The sequence below is a fragment of the Arsenophonus nasoniae genome, assembly GCF_004768525.1.
Taxonomy (GTDB): domain Bacteria; phylum Pseudomonadota; class Gammaproteobacteria; order Enterobacterales; family Enterobacteriaceae; genus Arsenophonus; species Arsenophonus nasoniae.
Genome location: NZ_CP038613.1, coordinates 3,790,097 through 3,805,530 on the forward strand (window position 1 = coordinate 3,790,097; position 15,434 = coordinate 3,805,530).

General features: G+C 43.3%; 8 protein-coding genes, 5 tRNA genes and 3 rRNA genes. 4 read left to right on the plus strand and 12 right to left on the minus strand.

From position 1 onward, the window contains the following. Positions 1-6 precede the first annotated feature (6 nt). Together istA and istB are read left to right on the plus strand one after the other, a co-directional pair. Positions 7-1,047, plus strand: a complete 1,041-nt coding sequence (gene istA / locus ArsFIN_RS19145; protein WP_135677417.1) for an IS21 family transposase — start codon at positions 7-9, stop codon at positions 1,045-1,047. After that, complete coding sequence (gene istB / locus ArsFIN_RS19150) at positions 1,034-1,795, plus strand: IS21-like element helper ATPase IstB (RefSeq protein WP_135677409.1); 762 nt, start codon at positions 1,034-1,036, stop codon at positions 1,793-1,795. The genes istA and istB overlap by 14 nt, the downstream gene beginning before the upstream one ends. 266 nt (positions 1,796-2,061) lie before the next feature. Here the strand turns inward: istB and bfd are convergent, their stop codons facing one another. From bfd to ArsFIN_RS19180, 6 genes are all read right to left on the minus strand, one after another. Then, entirely contained in the window at positions 2,062-2,265 is a 204-nt protein-coding gene (bfd, locus tag ArsFIN_RS19155; protein WP_135678125.1) for a bacterioferritin-associated ferredoxin, read from the minus strand. Between the two features lie 165 nt (positions 2,266-2,430). Next, the gene (gene tuf, locus ArsFIN_RS19160) at positions 2,431-3,615 is read right to left on the minus strand and encodes an elongation factor Tu (protein WP_135678127.1); all 1,185 of its coding nucleotides are present in this window, start codon (positions 3,613-3,615) and stop codon (positions 2,431-2,433) included. Positions 3,616-3,743: 128 nt separating this feature from the next. Next, a tRNA-Thr gene (locus tag ArsFIN_RS19165) sits at positions 3,744-3,819 on the minus strand. 6 nt (positions 3,820-3,825) lie between these two features. Further along, a tRNA-Gly gene (locus ArsFIN_RS19170) sits at positions 3,826-3,900 on the minus strand. Between the two features lie 98 nt (positions 3,901-3,998). Further along, a tRNA-Tyr gene (locus ArsFIN_RS19175) sits at positions 3,999-4,083 on the minus strand. A gap of 24 nt (positions 4,084-4,107) precedes the next feature. Continuing rightward, a tRNA-Thr gene (locus tag ArsFIN_RS19180) sits at positions 4,108-4,183 on the minus strand. 394 nt (positions 4,184-4,577) lie between these two features. Between ArsFIN_RS19180 and coaA the strand changes: the two genes are divergently transcribed. After that, positions 4,578-5,531: a type I pantothenate kinase gene (gene coaA / locus ArsFIN_RS19185; RefSeq protein WP_026823928.1), complete on the plus strand. Its 954-nt coding sequence runs from the start codon at positions 4,578-4,580 to the stop codon at positions 5,529-5,531. Positions 5,532-5,572: 41 nt separating this feature from the next. Here the strand turns inward: coaA and birA are convergent, their stop codons facing one another. From birA to ArsFIN_RS19215, 6 genes are all read right to left on the minus strand, one after another. Further along, positions 5,573-6,535 (minus strand): bifunctional biotin--[acetyl-CoA-carboxylase] ligase/biotin operon repressor BirA, encoded by a 963-nt coding sequence (birA, locus tag ArsFIN_RS19190; protein ID WP_026823929.1) that lies wholly within the window; start codon positions 6,533-6,535, stop codon positions 5,573-5,575. Next, positions 6,532-7,572, minus strand: a complete 1,041-nt coding sequence (murB, locus tag ArsFIN_RS19195) for a UDP-N-acetylmuramate dehydrogenase (RefSeq protein ID WP_026823930.1) — start codon at positions 7,570-7,572, stop codon at positions 6,532-6,534. Before murB ends, birA begins: the two co-directional genes overlap by 4 nt. A 135-nt stretch (positions 7,573-7,707) precedes the next feature. Beyond that, positions 7,708-7,823 (minus strand): 5S ribosomal RNA (gene rrf / locus ArsFIN_RS19200). Positions 7,824-8,012: 189 nt separating this feature from the next. Continuing rightward, positions 8,013-11,092: ribosomal RNA gene (locus ArsFIN_RS19205) — 23S ribosomal RNA — on the minus strand. Between the two features lie 397 nt (positions 11,093-11,489). After that, positions 11,490-11,565: transfer RNA gene (locus tag ArsFIN_RS19210), tRNA-Glu, on the minus strand. An 87-nt stretch (positions 11,566-11,652) separates the two neighbouring features. Then, positions 11,653-13,189: ribosomal RNA gene (locus ArsFIN_RS19215) — 16S ribosomal RNA — on the minus strand. Together the 16S, 23S and 5S rRNA genes with 1 tRNA gene alongside form the textbook arrangement of a ribosomal RNA operon. 640 nt (positions 13,190-13,829) lie before the next feature. Between ArsFIN_RS19215 and purH the strand changes: the two genes are divergently transcribed. After that, complete coding sequence (gene purH / locus ArsFIN_RS19220; protein WP_026823505.1) at positions 13,830-15,419, plus strand: bifunctional phosphoribosylaminoimidazolecarboxamide formyltransferase/IMP cyclohydrolase; 1,590 nt, start codon at positions 13,830-13,832, stop codon at positions 15,417-15,419. Positions 15,420-15,434 lie beyond the last annotated feature (15 nt).

A 15,434-nucleotide genomic window follows, 5' to 3' on the forward strand; every position in this document is an offset into this window, starting at 1 on the left:
TAATTTATGTTAACCAAGGAGATATTTGTGGATATTCATGTTCGCTTTGCACAAGGACAAAGCCTTCGAAAAATTGCCAGTGAGTTGGGTATATCCCGTAACACCGTAAAACATCATTTACAACAACAGACAATGCCAACTTATGCTAAAAGAAGTCAACAACCGACTAAATTATCCCCCTTTAAACCTTATTTGCTTCAGCGAATTGAACTGGCTAAACCTGATTGGATCCCTGCAACAGTCTTATTTGATGAGGTAGTTGAAAACGGCTATCAAGGTGGTATTGCTCAATTACGCCGATTTGTTTGTCAATTTAAACCAAGCATTGTTCCCGAAGTAGTCGTCCGTTTTGAAACACAGCCAGGTCAACAAATGCAAATCGACTTCACCAGCATCCGGCGAGGTAAAAAATCGCTGAAAGCGTTTGTTGCAACGCTAGGCTATTCGCGTGCGAGTTATGTAAAGTTCTTTGATAATGAACGAGCAGAATCGTGGCAGCAAGGTTTAAGAGAAGCTTTCGACTACTTTGGTGGTGTACCACAGGAAGTATTGTGTGATAACGCAAAATCCCTCATCATCGAACGGGATGCTTATGCAGAAGGTGATCATAAATTACATGTCGAAATGCTTCAAATGTCGAAAGATTACGGGTTTAAATTGAAGGCTTGCAAGCCCTACAGGGCAAAAACGAAAGGGAAAGTAGAGCGCTTTAACCACTATTTAAAAAACAGCTTTATCGTGCCATTAAACACCGACCTTCGTGCTCATAATCTTGAACTGGATATTGAAATAGCTAATGCAAAAGTGGGTCCATGGTTACAACGCGTTGCCCATCAGCGAATTCATGGAACAACGTTAGAGAAGCCAGCAGATAGATTAGCTAAGGAAGTTAAGTCTCTTCTACCCTTACCAGCAAGGGTTTGCCAATCTATCCCACAGACTAATACGCTTAATATCCCTATCGTACCGCCCCTTGAATCTGTCAGTTTGCAACACTCAATCAGCGTATACGAAGCATTACTGGGAGGTGAACATGTTATTGCATGAACAAATTGAACACCTGTGTGAGTCATTGAAATTAAATTCTATTCCGACTCATTGGTCATCACTTGCCGAAAAATGCATTGCCCAAGACAAAAGCTACGGAGAGTTTTTACTGTCCCTGTTAAAATGTGAGCAACAACAACGAGATGAACGAACTCGTAATCTTTTGAGTCGGATGGCAGGATTCCCAGCACATAAAGAACTTAATACGTTCGATTTTAAGTTTGCAACGGGGATCCCCAAACAACACATACAGGAATTAAGCGCATTAACGTTTATTGAACGTAATGAAAATGTCGTGTTGCTTGGCCCAAGCGGTGTAGGCAAAACGCATTTAGCTATTGGGTTAGGATTAAAAGCAGTACAGGCCAAGAAGAAAACCCGCTTTACCACGGCAGCTGAACTGATGTTGCAACTCTCAACTGCCAAACGACAAAATAAGCTCAAACAATATCTATCACGTTCGGTGATGGCCCCGAAGTTGTTGATTATCGATGAGATTGGATACCTGCCGTTTGGGCGAGAAGAAGCAAACCTGTTTTTCAATGTGATTGCCAAGCGTTATGAGCATGGCAGTGTCATATTGACGAGTAACCTATCATTTGGGCAATGGCCAAGTGCTTTTGCTGATGACGCAACATTAACTGCCGCTATGCTTGATCGTTTACTTCATCATTCGCATGTACTGCAATTAAGCGGTGAAAGCTACCGATTGAAAGATAAGCGGCGCTCAGGAGCAATAACTGAGTAAAACAGTGGATCAATTTTGATTGATCGGATTTAGATAAAAAGTGGATCAGTTTTCGGTGATCGTTGACAATTACCCAATAATTTATTTAAATGGGTGATCATTTCTTTATCGCCTTTCATTTTTTTCCTCCACTTCCAGTATCTAAAGTGTAGATATAAATTGTTAGACGCATAGAATAGAAAAATATTTTTATTGGAAAAATGACGAGTAATTTATTGATTAAAGCTAGAAAGGTTTTTTATAGCAATTAAATTTATTCTATTAATTCATTGCACTATGTCAATTTCAGTAACAGCAGTTAAATTTATTAGTTCATTTTTAATTAGCTGGGTTGCTTGAGGCAGGCATTTTCCACAGTGGCTACCAATAGAAACACACTTCTTTAAGCCACTAATGGAAGTGATGCGATTATCCCGAACTAAAGTTTTTATTGTTTTATCACTAATTCGATTACATAGACAGACATACATTTTTCATACCGATAAAATAAATTCTCGTAGCAATATTAAATGATAATGATTTTCATTTCAATATTGTTTTGAATTATATATACAGAAAATTAGAGTAATGGTAATAATTTTATGGCTATCATAAAAAAAGAGGCTTTCGCCTCTTTTTTCAAATTTAATATCTAATCAAGCAATAATTTTAGCAACAACACCCGCACCGACTGTACGACCACCTTCGCGGATCGCAAAACGCAGCCCTTCATCCATTGCGATTGGCGCTATCAACGTCACTTTCATGTTGATATTATCGCCTGGCATTACCATCTCGACGCCTTCTGGCAATTCGATTGTGCCCGTTACATCTGTCGTTCTAAAATAAAACTGGGGACGGTAACCTTTAAAGAATGGTGTGTGGCGCCCACCCTCATCTTTGCTCAAAATATAAACTTCTGATTCAAATTGAGTATGCGGTTTGATTGAGCCTGGTTTGGCCAATACTTGACCACGCTCGACGTCTTCACGCTTGGTACCACGTAATAAAACACCTACGTTTTCACCTGCACGACCTTCGTCTAACAGTTTACGGAACATTTCTACGCCGGTACATGTCGTCTTCGTCGTCTCTTTAATGCCAACGATTTCTACTTCTTCACCAACTTTAACAATACCACGCTCTACACGACCTGTTACTACCGTTCCACGACCTGAGATCGAAAACACATCTTCGATTGGCAACAAGAAAGGTTTATCTATTGCACGCTCTGGCTCTGGGATATAGCTATCTAACGCTTCCGCTAACTCAATAATTTTCGCTTCCCACTCAGCAACACCTTCCAGCGCTTTCAACGCTGAACCTCTGATTACTGGCGTGTCGTCGCCTGGGAAATCATACTGAGAAAGCAGCTCACGCACTTCCATTTCAACCAGTTCTAGCAACTCTTCATCATCAACCATATCACATTTATTCAGGAAAACGATGATATAAGGAACACCTACTTGGCGACCTAATAAAATATGCTCACGCGTTTGTGGCATTGGACCATCGGTTGCCGCTACCACTAAAATTGCGCCGTCCATTTGTGCCGCACCGGTGATCATGTTTTTCACATAATCCGCGTGGCCTGGGCAATCTACATGAGCATAATGGCGGGTAGGTGTATCATATTCTACGTGAGAAGTAGAAATAGTGATCCCGCGCGCTTTTTCTTCTGGTGCATTATCAATTTGATCAAATGCACGCGCATTACCGCCATAAGTTTTCGCTAATACGGTGGTGATTGCAGCGGTTAAAGTTGTTTTACCATGGTCAACGTGGCCGATTGTACCAACGTTAACGTGCGGTTTTTTACGTTCAAATTTTTCTTTAGACATTAGATTGTCCCTCTAAGACACGGAATCGGTGGTTACACCACATTAACCAAGCAGTGAAAATCATATATTCGTTGCTTGTTTTATCGCAGGAAAAAAATCAGGGAACAATTAAGAACACTTTCTAGGAGTGGTGCTGATAGGCAGATTCGAACTGCCGACCTCACCCTTACCAAGGGTGTGCTCTACCAACTGAGCTATATCAGCACATCTTGGAGCGGGCAGCGGGAATCGAACCCGCATCATCAGCTTGGAAGGCTGAGGTAATAGCCATTATACGATGCCCGCGATGAACTCGGCTACCTGACTTTAATCAGCTGCAAATTTTATCTTAAGTATTTTGCATGAGGTAGCATTTTAAGCTGAACACTTAAGATGAAACTTTATGGTGGTGGGAGAAGGATTCGAACCTTCGAAGTCTGTGACGGCAGATTTACAGTCTGCTCCCTTTGGCCGCTCGGGAATCCCACCTTTTACTTATATCCAAATTTTTAATGGTGCCGGCACCAAGAGTCGAACTCGGAACCTACTGATTACAAGTCAGTTGCTCTACCAACTGAGCTATGCCGGCATCAGGTGCTGCGCATTCTAGGTAGAGAACGCGCATGTTGCAACAAAAAAATTAAAAAAATTGTTTTTTTGCTTATAAAGTATCCACTTTAGCCATTTTTGCTGTTTTTTTCTATAGTAAATGTTTAAATACTCAACAGTGCTAAATTTTTTATTTACTATTTACTCTAGTGAAAAACAACATCAAATTTTTCTCACTAATAAAACATATCGTAAATCATACAATATTATTTTATTACTAAAAATAAAAATGGATAAATTGTGATCAATTATTTATTTGATACAAAAAAATAGAAAAAACGCTACGCCTAAAGATATTCAATCGTTATTATGCAATCTATTTTTTATTGGTTATGAATGATTATGACAACCTGTACACAGGTAAATGTTGACTTATGAAACAACAACAAAACTTTTCAATAACACCTTATTTAGAATTTGACCGTGAACATTGGGCGACTTTACGTGATTCTGTTCCACTAGAGCTACTAACGGATAAAGAACTACTGGAACTGAAGGGTATTAATGATGAAATTTCAATGGATGAAGTAAATAAAATTTATCTTCCTATTTCAAGACTGCTTAATTTCTATATCAGTTCAAATTTAGGTAGGCAAACCGTTTTAGAACAGTTTTTAGGTACTAATGGTACTAAAGTACCTTATGTCATCGGTATTGCAGGCAGTGTTGCGGTTGGTAAAAGTACCACAGCCCGCCTATTACAAACTTTATTAAGTCGTTGGCCTGAACATCGTAAAGTTGATCTTATAACAACAGATGGTTTTTTATACCCTAATCGGATTTTAAACGAACGTGGAATAATGAAAAAAAAGGGGTTTCCGCAATCCTATGATATGCATCGTTTGGTAAAATTTGTTTCTGACATCAAATCTGGCGTTAAGCAAGTCACTGCCCCGGTATATTCCCATTTTACTTACGATATTGTTCCCGGAAAAAAACAACTAATTGAACAGCCTGACATTCTTATTTTAGAAGGTTTGAATGTTTTGCAAAGCGGTATGGATTATCCGCATGATCCGCATCATGTTTTCGTATCTGACTTTGTCGATTTTTCCATTTATGTTGACGCTCCAGAAAATTTATTAAAAAAATGGTATATCAGTCGATTTTTAAAATTCTGCCAAGGCGCCTTCTCCGATCCTCACGCCTATTTTTACCATTATTCTACATTAGAGCAAGAAGAGGCGATCAAAACGGCTAAAACAATATGGGAAGAAATTAATAAAATAAATTTGGAAGAGAATATAATACCAACCAAAGAAAGAGCCAGTTTGATCATGACTAAAGGCTCTAATCATTCAATTACAAATGTTAGATTAAGAAAATAATTTCAAATATTGGGTCGATGATCAACTTCGACTCAATTGTGCTAATTATCTGGCCGTAATGAAATTTCACCACCTATATAGGAAACAATTTCACCATTTTGTTCTAACAAAATTGCGCCGTGTTCATTAATTCCTTTCACGATACCGACCTCAAGATGATCACCTATATGCAACTTTACTTTTTTATGTAAAAAATTATCCAACGCCAGCCAACGTTTAATAAAAGGAACAAGACCATATTTCTCAAATTCCACTAATTCATGGCGTAATGCCAAAATAATCTGACCAGCGATCACATTTCTTTCTATTTGAATACCAGCCTGCTCAAGATTAATCCATCCTTGATTAATATTTGTTTCATAATTGCAACTCATTGCAATATTAAGACCAATACCAATCACAATATGCGCCGCATCGCCAGTTTTACCTATCATTTCAATTAAGATACCAGCAAGCTTTTTTTCATTAAGATAAAGATCATTAGGCCATTTAACTTTTATATTACTACCGCTCAATTTATTAAGGGTCTCAGCTATTACAATTCCAGCAACCAAACTTAGTCCCATGGCAGCTGCCGGCCCTTGATCTAAATGCCAGTATAGTGATAAATAAAGATTACAGCCGAAAGGAGAAGCCCAATAGCGACCACGCCGCCCTCTACCAGCTGTTTGATATTCTGCAACACAAGCATCACCAGAACTTAATTGTTCAATACGTTCAAGTAGATATTGATTGGTAGAATTAATAACCGGTTTAACAATTATATTTCCGCGTCTCACTAAACCATAGATGCGCTCGTAGTCTAATAAATCCATTTTTCTAGTAAGCTGATAACCCTTACCAGTTATAGTATTAACCTCAATACCCCATTCACGAAGCGTATAAATATGCTTATTAATACCCGCTCGAGTCATGCCAAGTAATTCACCTAACTGCTCACCTGAATGTATACTACCATCAGAAAGTATTGTGATAAGTTTTAAAGGTGTCTTTACATCTTTCATGAAATAGCATCCATAGCATTTACTTCTCCATATTTACCAATAAAACGCACTTCTGGTTCTAGCGTAATAGCAAATTTTTCTATAACTTTTTTTTGAATATAACGCGCTAAATCTACAATATCTTTTCCAGTGGCGTTATTTTTATTAATTAAAACCAATGCCTGATCGCTATGTACCGCTGCACCACCACACTGAAAACCTTTCAGATCACATTGATCAATTAGCCATCCGGCAGCAAGTTTTACTGTACCATTAGTTTGTGGATATTCTGGACATCGAGGATAACGCGCCTTTATTTGATTTGCTGCCATACGAGAAATAACGGGGTTTTTAAAAAAACTACCCGCATTTCCTACTAAACAGGGATCAGGTAACTTACTTTGCCGCATTTTACACACCGCATCAAAGATAGTTTGCGCTGTTACTGTTTGTGCGGTTAAAGAAGTCAAACCAGCATATGTTAATATTGGTTTCCATAGTTTATTAAGTTTTAAACCAACTGAAACGATAGCAAAGTTTTCACGATATTTATGTTTAAAAATACTATCTCGGTAACCGAATTGACATTCAGTGGCATCTAAACGATATTGTTTACCATTATTTATATCAACAATATCGACATAGTGACATACATCTTTAAATTCCATGCCATAAGCACCGATATTTTGTATAGGCGCAGCCCCTACAGATCCTGGTATTAAAGCCATATTTTCCAATCCATAAATGCCACTTTTTATAAGCTCTTTAACCAATTGATGCCAATTATTTCCTGCGCCGACATGAATAAACCATTCCTGAGATGATTCAGTTATCACCAGTGACGTAATCCGATTTAAAATGACTAGGCCATCAAAATCACTAATGAAGAGAACATTACTCCCGCCGCCCAATAATAAAACAGGCAACCCTTTCAATAGTGCATTTTTCCATAGCATAAGCAATTCTTCTACTGAAGTAGCTGAGTATATTGCTTGCGCCTTGGCATCAAGACTAAAAGTATTATAATTTTTTAATTCAATATGATTATCAGAATACATATATCAAAACTCAATTCATATATATTAATTATATAGTCTATTAGTGTAGATATACAGGGAATAGATAAGCGTTATAAAATCAAACAATAAAACGTCAAAAAGCCACCCTTAGGTGGCTTTCTTAACATAATTAAAGTCTGGCAGCTCCCTACTCTCACATGGGGAGACCCCACACTACCATCGGCGCTACGGCATTTCACTTCTGAGTTCGGCATGGGGTCAGGTGGGACCACCGCGCTATTGCCGCCAGACAAATTCTTTTTTACCTATCCCGTTTCAGTACGCTGCCATCTCGGCTAGCCTTTCGGCTCACTCGCCTACCTCAGTAGGTGCTCACCATCAACAGCGCCAGTTCACGCTCCTTCGCGTAATATCTCGTCAGGATAGACTCTTGAACAAGCTAAAATTCTTCTCTCTTCTCAAAACACCTTCGGTGTTGTCAGGTTAAGCCTCTCGGGTCATTAGTACTGGTTAGCTCAACGTATCGCTACGCTTACACACCCAGCCTATCTACGTCCTCGTCTCGAACACCCCTTATAGGACATTACTGTCAGGGAAGACTCATCTTGAGGCAAGTTTCCCGCTTAGATGCTTTCAGCGGTTATCTCTTCCGCACTTAGCTACCAGGCGATGCCATTGGCATGACAACCTGTACACCAGTGGTGCGTCCACTCCGGTCCTCTCGTACTAGGAGCAGCCCCCCTCAATCTTCCTTCGCCCACGACAGATAGGGACCGAACTGTCTCACGACGTTCTAAACCCAGCTCGCGTACCACTTTAAATGGCGAACAGCCATACCCTTGGGACCTACTTCAGCCCCAGGATGTGATGAGCCGACATCGAGGTGCCAAACACCGCCGTCGATATGAACTCTTGGGCGGTATCAGCCTGTTATCCCCGGAGTACCTTTTATCCGTTGAGCGATGGCCCTTCCATTCAGAACCACCGGATCACTAAGACCTACTTTCGTACCTGCTCGCGCCGTCACGCTCGCAGTCAAGCTGGCTTATGCCTTTGCACTAACCTCACGATGTCCGACCGTGATTAGCCAACCTTCGTGCTCCTCCGTTACACTTTGGGAGGAGACCGCCCCAGTCAAACTACCCACCAGACACTGTCCTCAGCCCGGATAACGGACCTAAGTTAGAACATCAAACATTAAAGGGTGGTATTTCAACGTTGGCTCCATGCGAACTGGCGTCCACACTTCTTAGCCTCCCACCTATCCTACACATCAAGGCTCAATGTTCAGTGTCAAGCTATAGTAAAGGTTCACGGGGTCTTTCCGTCTTGCCGCGGGTACACTGCATCTTCACAGCGAGTTCAATTTCACTGAGTCTCGGGTGGAGACAGCCTAGCCATCATTACGCCATTCGTGCAGGTCGGAACTTACCCGACAAGGAATTTCGCTACCTTAGGACCGTTATAGTTACGGCCGCCGTTTACTGGGGCTTCGATCAAGAGCTTCGCCTTACGGCTTACCCCATCAATTAACCTTCCAGCACCGGGCAGGCGTCACACCGTATACGTCCACTTTCGTGTTTGCACAGTGCTGTGTTTTTAATAAACAGTTGCAGCCAGCTGGTATCTGCGACTGGCTTCAGCTCCATGGGTTAACCATTTCACCTAACGCCAGCGTGCCTTCTCCCGAAGTTACGGCACTATTTTGCCTAGTTCCTTCACCCGAGTTCTCTCAAGCGCCTGAGTATTCTCTACCTAACCACCTGTGTCGGTTTGGGGTACGATTAAGGATTACCTATCGCTTAGCGGCTTTTCCTGGAAGCTGGGCATCAACTACTTCACCACCTTGGTGGCTCGTCATCACGCCTCAGTGTTATAGTCGTACGGATTTGCCTGCACGACCCACCTACACGCTTAAACCGGGACAACCGTCGCCCGGATAGCCTAGCCTTCTCCGTCCCCACTTCGCAGTAACCCTTAGTACGGGAATATTAACCCGTTTCCCATCGACTACGCTTTTCAGCCTCGCCTTAGGGGTCGACTTACCCTGCCCCGATTAACGTTGGACAGGAACCCTTGGTCTTTCGGCGAGCGGGTTTTTCACCCGCTTTATCGTTACTTATGTCAGCATTCGCACTTCTGATACCTCCAGCAGACCTCTCAGTCCACCTTCAACGGCTTACAGAACGCTCCCCTACCCAACAACATTGCTGTTGCTGCCGCAGCTTCGGTGCATGGTTTAGCCCCGTTACATCTTCCGCGCAGGCCGACTCGACCAGTGAGCTATTACGCTTTCTTTAAATGATGGCTGCTTCTAAGCCAACATCCTGGCTGTCTAAGCCTTCCCACTTCGTTTCCCACTTAACCATGACTTGGGGACCTTAGCTGGCGGTCTGGGTTGTTTCCCTCTTCACGACGGACGTTAGCACCCGCCGTGTGTCTCCAGTGATGACATTCTTCGGTATTCGGAGTTTGCATCGGGTTGGTAAGTCGGGATGACCCCCCTAGCCGAAACAGTGCTCTACCCCCGAAGATGAATTCACGAGGCGCTACCTAAATAGCTTTCGGGGAGAACCAGCTATCTCCCGGTTTGATTGGCCTTTCACCCCCAGCCACAAGTCATCCGCTAATTTTTCAACATTAGTCGGTTCGGTCCTCCAGTTAGTGTTACCCAACCTTCAACCTGCCCATGGCTAGATCACCGGGTTTCGGGTCTATACCCTGCAACTTGACGCCCAGTTAAGACTCGGTTTCCCTACGGCTCCCCCTATACGGTTAACCTTGCTACAGAATATAAGTCGCTGACCCATTATACAAAAGGTACGCAGTCACCCCATCCTCAAATGTCCCGCTTGTCTTTGCGGCCAATCTTGCCCGCTTTTTTAACTTCCGCTGCTCGTGTACTTCTAGCTACACTGCGCTGCGGCTTGAAAAAACCGAACAACCTTGTTGGCAAAGCCTGCGCTGTTATTGTGATGGTATACCATCACCCAACTGCCGAGGCACTTGAGTGATGGGGCTCCCACTGCTTGTACGTACACGGTTTCAGGTTCTCTTTCACTCCCCTCGCCGGGGTTCTTTTCGCCTTTCCCTCACGGTACTGGTTCACTATCGGTCAGTCAGGAGTATTTAGCCTTGGAGGATGGTCCCCCCTTATTCAGACAGGATAACACGTGTCCCGCCCTACTCTTCGAGCTCACGATACTAACACCTTCGGATACGGGGCTATCACCCTTTATGGCTGGCCTTTCCAGACCCTTCTCCTGATGCTAATATCGATGCTGACTCTGGGCTACTCCCCGTTCGCTCGCCGCTACTAGGGGAATCTCGGTTGATTTCTTTTCCTCGGGGGTACTGAGATGTTTCAGTTCCCCCCGGTTCGCCTCGTTTGACTATGAATTCATCAAACGATAGTGCATTAATGCACTGGGTTTTCCCATTCGGACATCGCCGGCTATAACGCTTCATATCAGCTTACCGACGCTTTTCGCAGATTAGCACGTCCTTCATCGCCTCTGACTGCCTAGGCATCCACCGTGTACGCTTCATTCGCTTAACCTCACAACCCGAAGGTGTCTTTATTTCACTGTCGTTCTGATAGGTTATGGCTGCGCGTGCAGCAATTCTTTGTTGGGCAGTGCTCACCATGCTCACGTACTTTTTGTACGCTGCGCTGACTGCGCGCTGGCCGCCTCGAATTCCTGACTGCTCACTCATAACGCCTGCCTTCCTGACAGCGAATACACTTCGCGTTGGAGTTTTGAGAGTTCTCCACATTATTTTTCTTAATAATGTGTGTTTCAATTTTTAGCTTGTTCCAGATTGTTAAAGAGCATAATTGTTAAATCAACTCGTTGAATTGACTTAATCATTATTGAGTAAAGTGCACAGCCCGCTAGCCTGAGCTTCAAACACCACACCAAAATATTGATGCGCCGCCTTTCTCATCACTGAAGTGGCGTCCCCTAGGGGATTCGAACCCCTGTTACCGCCGTGAAAGGGCGATGTCCTAGGCCTCTAGACGAAGGGGACTTCAAGGTCTTCAGTCAATCTTAAATTGGCTTTACGCTCGATTTCATCAGACAATCTGTGTGAACACTCACATTCCATCTATCTCGGTAAGGAGGTGATCCAACCGCAGGTTCCCCTACGGTTACCTTGTTACGACTTCACCCCAGTCATGAATCACAAAGTGGTAAGCGCCATCCCGAAGGTTAAGCTACCTACTTCTTTTGCAACCCACTCCCATGGTGTGACGGGCGGTGTGTACAAGGCCCGGGAACGTATTCACCGCGACATGCTGATCCGCGATTACTAGCGATTCCGACTTCATGGAGTCGAGTTGCAGACTCCAATCCGGACTTCGACGTACTTTCTGAGTTCCGCTTCCCCTCGCAGGCTCGCCTCTCTCTGTATACGCCATTGTAGCACGTGTGTAGCCCTACTCGTAAGGGCCATGATGACTTGACGTCATCCCCACCTTCCTCCGGTTTATCACCGGCAGTCTCCTTTGAGTTCCCGACCGTATCGCTGGCAACAAAGGATAAGGGTTGCGCTCGTTGCGGGACTTAACCCAACATTTCACAACACGAGCTGACGACAGCCATGCAGCACCTGTCTCAAAGTTCCCGAAGGCACGCCTCTATCTCTAAAAGCTTCTCTGGATGTCAAGAGTAGGTAAGGTTCTTCGCGTTGCATCGAATTAAACCACATGCTCCACCGCTTGTGCGGGCCCCCGTCAATTCATTTGAGTTTTAACCTTGCGGCCGTACTCCCCAGGCGGTCGATTTAACGCGTTAGCTCCGGAGGCCACAGTTCTTGACCACAACCTCCAAATCGACATCGTTTACAGCGTGGACTACCAGGGTATCTAATCCTGTTTGCTCCCCACGCTTTCGCACATGAGCGTCAGTCTTTGTCCAGGGGGCCGCCTTCGCCACCGGTATTCCTCCACATCTCTACGCATTTCACCGCTACACATGGAATTCTACCCCCCTCTACAAGACTCTAGCTAACCAGTCTTGAATGCCATTCCCAGGTTAAGCCCGGGGATTTCACATCCAACTTAATTAACCGCCTGCGTGCCCTTTACGCCCAGTAATTCCGATTAACGCTCGCACCCTCCGTATTACCGCGGCTGCTGGCACGGAGTTAGCCGGTGCTTCTTCTGTCGCTAACGTCAATTGCTGCTTATTAACCTTAACACCTTCCTCACGACTGAAAGTACTTTACAACCCGAAGGCCTTCTTCATACACGCGGCATGGCTGCATCAGGCTTGCGCCCATTGTGCAATATTCCCCACTGCTGCCTCCCGTAGGAGTCTGGGCCGTGTCTCAGTCCCAGTGTGGCTGATCATCCTCTCAGACCAGCTAGAGATCGTCGCCTAGGTGAGCCTTTACCCCACCTACTAGCTAATCTCATATGGGTTCATCCGAAGGTGTGAGGCCAGAAGGTCCCCCACTTTGCTCCTTAGAGATTATGCGGTATTAGCCACCGTTTCCAGTGGTTATCCCCCGCCTTCGGCCAGATCCCCATACCTTACTCACCCGTCCGCCGCTCGCCGGCAAGAAAGCAGCTTTCCCGCTGCCGCTCGACTTGCATGTGTTAGGCCTGCCGCCAGCGTTCAATCTGAGCCATGATCAAACTCTTCAATTAAAAGTTTGATGCTCAAAGAATGTTTTACTGGCCGTAACGCTTTTTTTGCCACTTTGTCGGCCTTTTATCGCCTTCTCCGTCGGCTAAAATAACGTTACTGCTTATTAGTTCATATATGAATTAACTGTTTGTCACTCTTTAAGACTTAATCTTCAAATAGTTTTTGATGATGTCTTGCGAGTGCCCACACAGATTGTCTGATTAATTGTTAAAGAGCGTGCGACTGGAGTCGCGAGGGGGCGTATACTACGCTTTTCACCTGTAAAGTCAAGTAGTTATTTCTACTTTTCTTTACCCTGCGTCGCTAAAATCCACTTCAAGTGATTGGTTCTATACTGACTCAGTGGGGGCGCATTATAGGGAGTTTTACGCGGCTAGCAAGCTTATTTTGCATAATTTTGTTTATTTGATCAATTAAACAGCAAAGCGTTATATTATACCGAATTATTAACAGAGTTATCCACAAAAATAAAATGATAAAAAATTTAGCGAAATACGCAAACGTTTGCGTTACAATTGAGTTTGCAACAAAAAATATTTAATTAAAAGCCGTTATTCTCGAATATCATTTGTAATTGCAAATAGCCATAAAATTTAATCAATGTGTTAAAACATTTTATTATTCCAAGGGATCTATTTCATGCCACAACTCCGCCCTATTCAGCGTGCTCTACTGAGTGTTTCTGACAAAGAAGATATTGTTGAATTTGCCAAAGCTTTATCTCAACGTAAAGTTGAACTTATCTCTACCGGCGGTACAGCTAAATTATTGCTAGCGGCCGGATTAACTGTTATAGAGGTTTCCGATTATACAGGATGGCCAGAAATGATGGCCGGCCGCGTCAAGACACTTCATCCAAAAGTACATGGCGGTATTCTCGGTCGGCGCGGGCAAGATGATGAAATAATGCGACAACATCATATTACGCCAATTGATATGGTTGTTGTTAATCTTTACCCTTTTGCTGAAACGGTTGCAAAGCCAGATTGTACGCTGGAAAATGCCATTGAGAACATTGATATTGGTGGGCCAACCATGATCCGTTCGGCCGCCAAAAATCATAAAGATGTCGCTATTGTGGTTAATAGTCAGGATTATTCCAAGATCATCGAAGAGATGGATAATCATCAAAATTCGCTAACTGATATGTTTCGCTTTGACTTGGCAGTTAAAGCTTTTGAACATACTGCAGCTTATGATGGAATGATTGCTAACTATTTTGGTAAGTTAGTACCTTCTTATTATGGCGAGCTCAACCAGCCTTCAGGTAAATTTCCTCGTACATTAAACCTGAATTTTATTAAGCAGCAGGATATGCGTTACGGCGAAAATAGTCATCAAGCTGCTGCTTTTTATATAGAAGAAAATAGAGTCGAGGCCTCTATCTCTACAGCAAGACAGCTACAAGGCAAATCGCTTTCTTATAATAATATTGCTGATACTGATGCAGCCTTGGAGTGCGTAAAAAGTTTTACCAAACCTGCTTGTGTCATAGTCAAACACGCGAATCCTTGCGGCGTTGCAATTAGTACCGATATCTGTACCGCTTACGATCATGCTTTTAAGACTGATCCAACCTCTGCATTTGGTGGTATTATTGCATTTAATCGTGAATTAGATGCAAATACGGCTAAAACTATTATTGAGCGCCAATTTGTTGAAGTCATTATTGCCCCCGCTGTTAATGACGCTGCCTTAACAATACTTGCAAGCAAGCCGAATGTGCGTGTTCTAGCATGTGGTCAATGGCATTTTGCTGTTGCAAGTTTAGATTTCAAACGCGTAAATGGCGGTTTACTGGTGCAAGATCGCGATCTAGGCATAATTACCAAAGCTTCGCTGCGTGTCGTTTCCAAACGTCAGCCAAGTGAACAAGAGATAGAAAATGCGCTGTTTTGTTGGCAAGTGGCAAAATTTGTAAAATCCAATGCGATTGTTTATGCCAAAAATAATATGACAATTGGTATTGGTGCTGGACAAATGAGCCGTGTTTATTCAGCAAAAATCGCAGCATTAAAAGCGCAGGATGAAAGTTTGGATCTTGTAGGATGTGCAATGGCATCTGATGCTTTCTTTCCATTTCGAGATGGTATTGATGCCGCCGCTACAGCTGGCATAACCTGTGTTATCCAACCAGGTGGTTCAATTCGTGACGATGAAATCATTGCCGCAGCTAATGAACATGATATCGCGATGATTTTTACTGATATGCGCCATTTCCGCCACTAATCTAGAGAGCAATGA

Bases quoted from the DNA above. Each gene is read 5' to 3' on its own strand.
- istB (WP_135677409.1), top strand. From the start codon at position 1,034: ATGTTATTGCATGAACAAATTGAACACCTGTGTGAGTCATTGAAATTA.
- istA (WP_135677417.1), top strand. From the start codon at position 7: ATGTTAACCAAGGAGATATTTGTGGATATTCATGTTCGCTTTGCACAA.
- murB (WP_026823930.1), bottom strand. From the start codon at position 7,572: ATGTATTCTGATAATCATATTGAATTAAAAAATTATAATACTTTTAGT.
- tuf (WP_135678127.1), bottom strand. From the start codon at position 3,615: ATGTCTAAAGAAAAATTTGAACGTAAAAAACCGCACGTTAACGTTGGT.
- bfd (WP_135678125.1), bottom strand. From the start codon at position 2,265: ATGTATGTCTGTCTATGTAATCGAATTAGTGATAAAACAATAAAAACT.
- purH (WP_026823505.1), top strand. From the start codon at position 13,830: ATGCCACAACTCCGCCCTATTCAGCGTGCTCTACTGAGTGTTTCTGAC.
- birA (WP_026823929.1), bottom strand. From the start codon at position 6,535: ATGAAAGATGTAAAGACACCTTTAAAACTTATCACAATACTTTCTGAT.
- coaA (WP_026823928.1), top strand. From the start codon at position 4,578: ATGAAACAACAACAAAACTTTTCAATAACACCTTATTTAGAATTTGAC.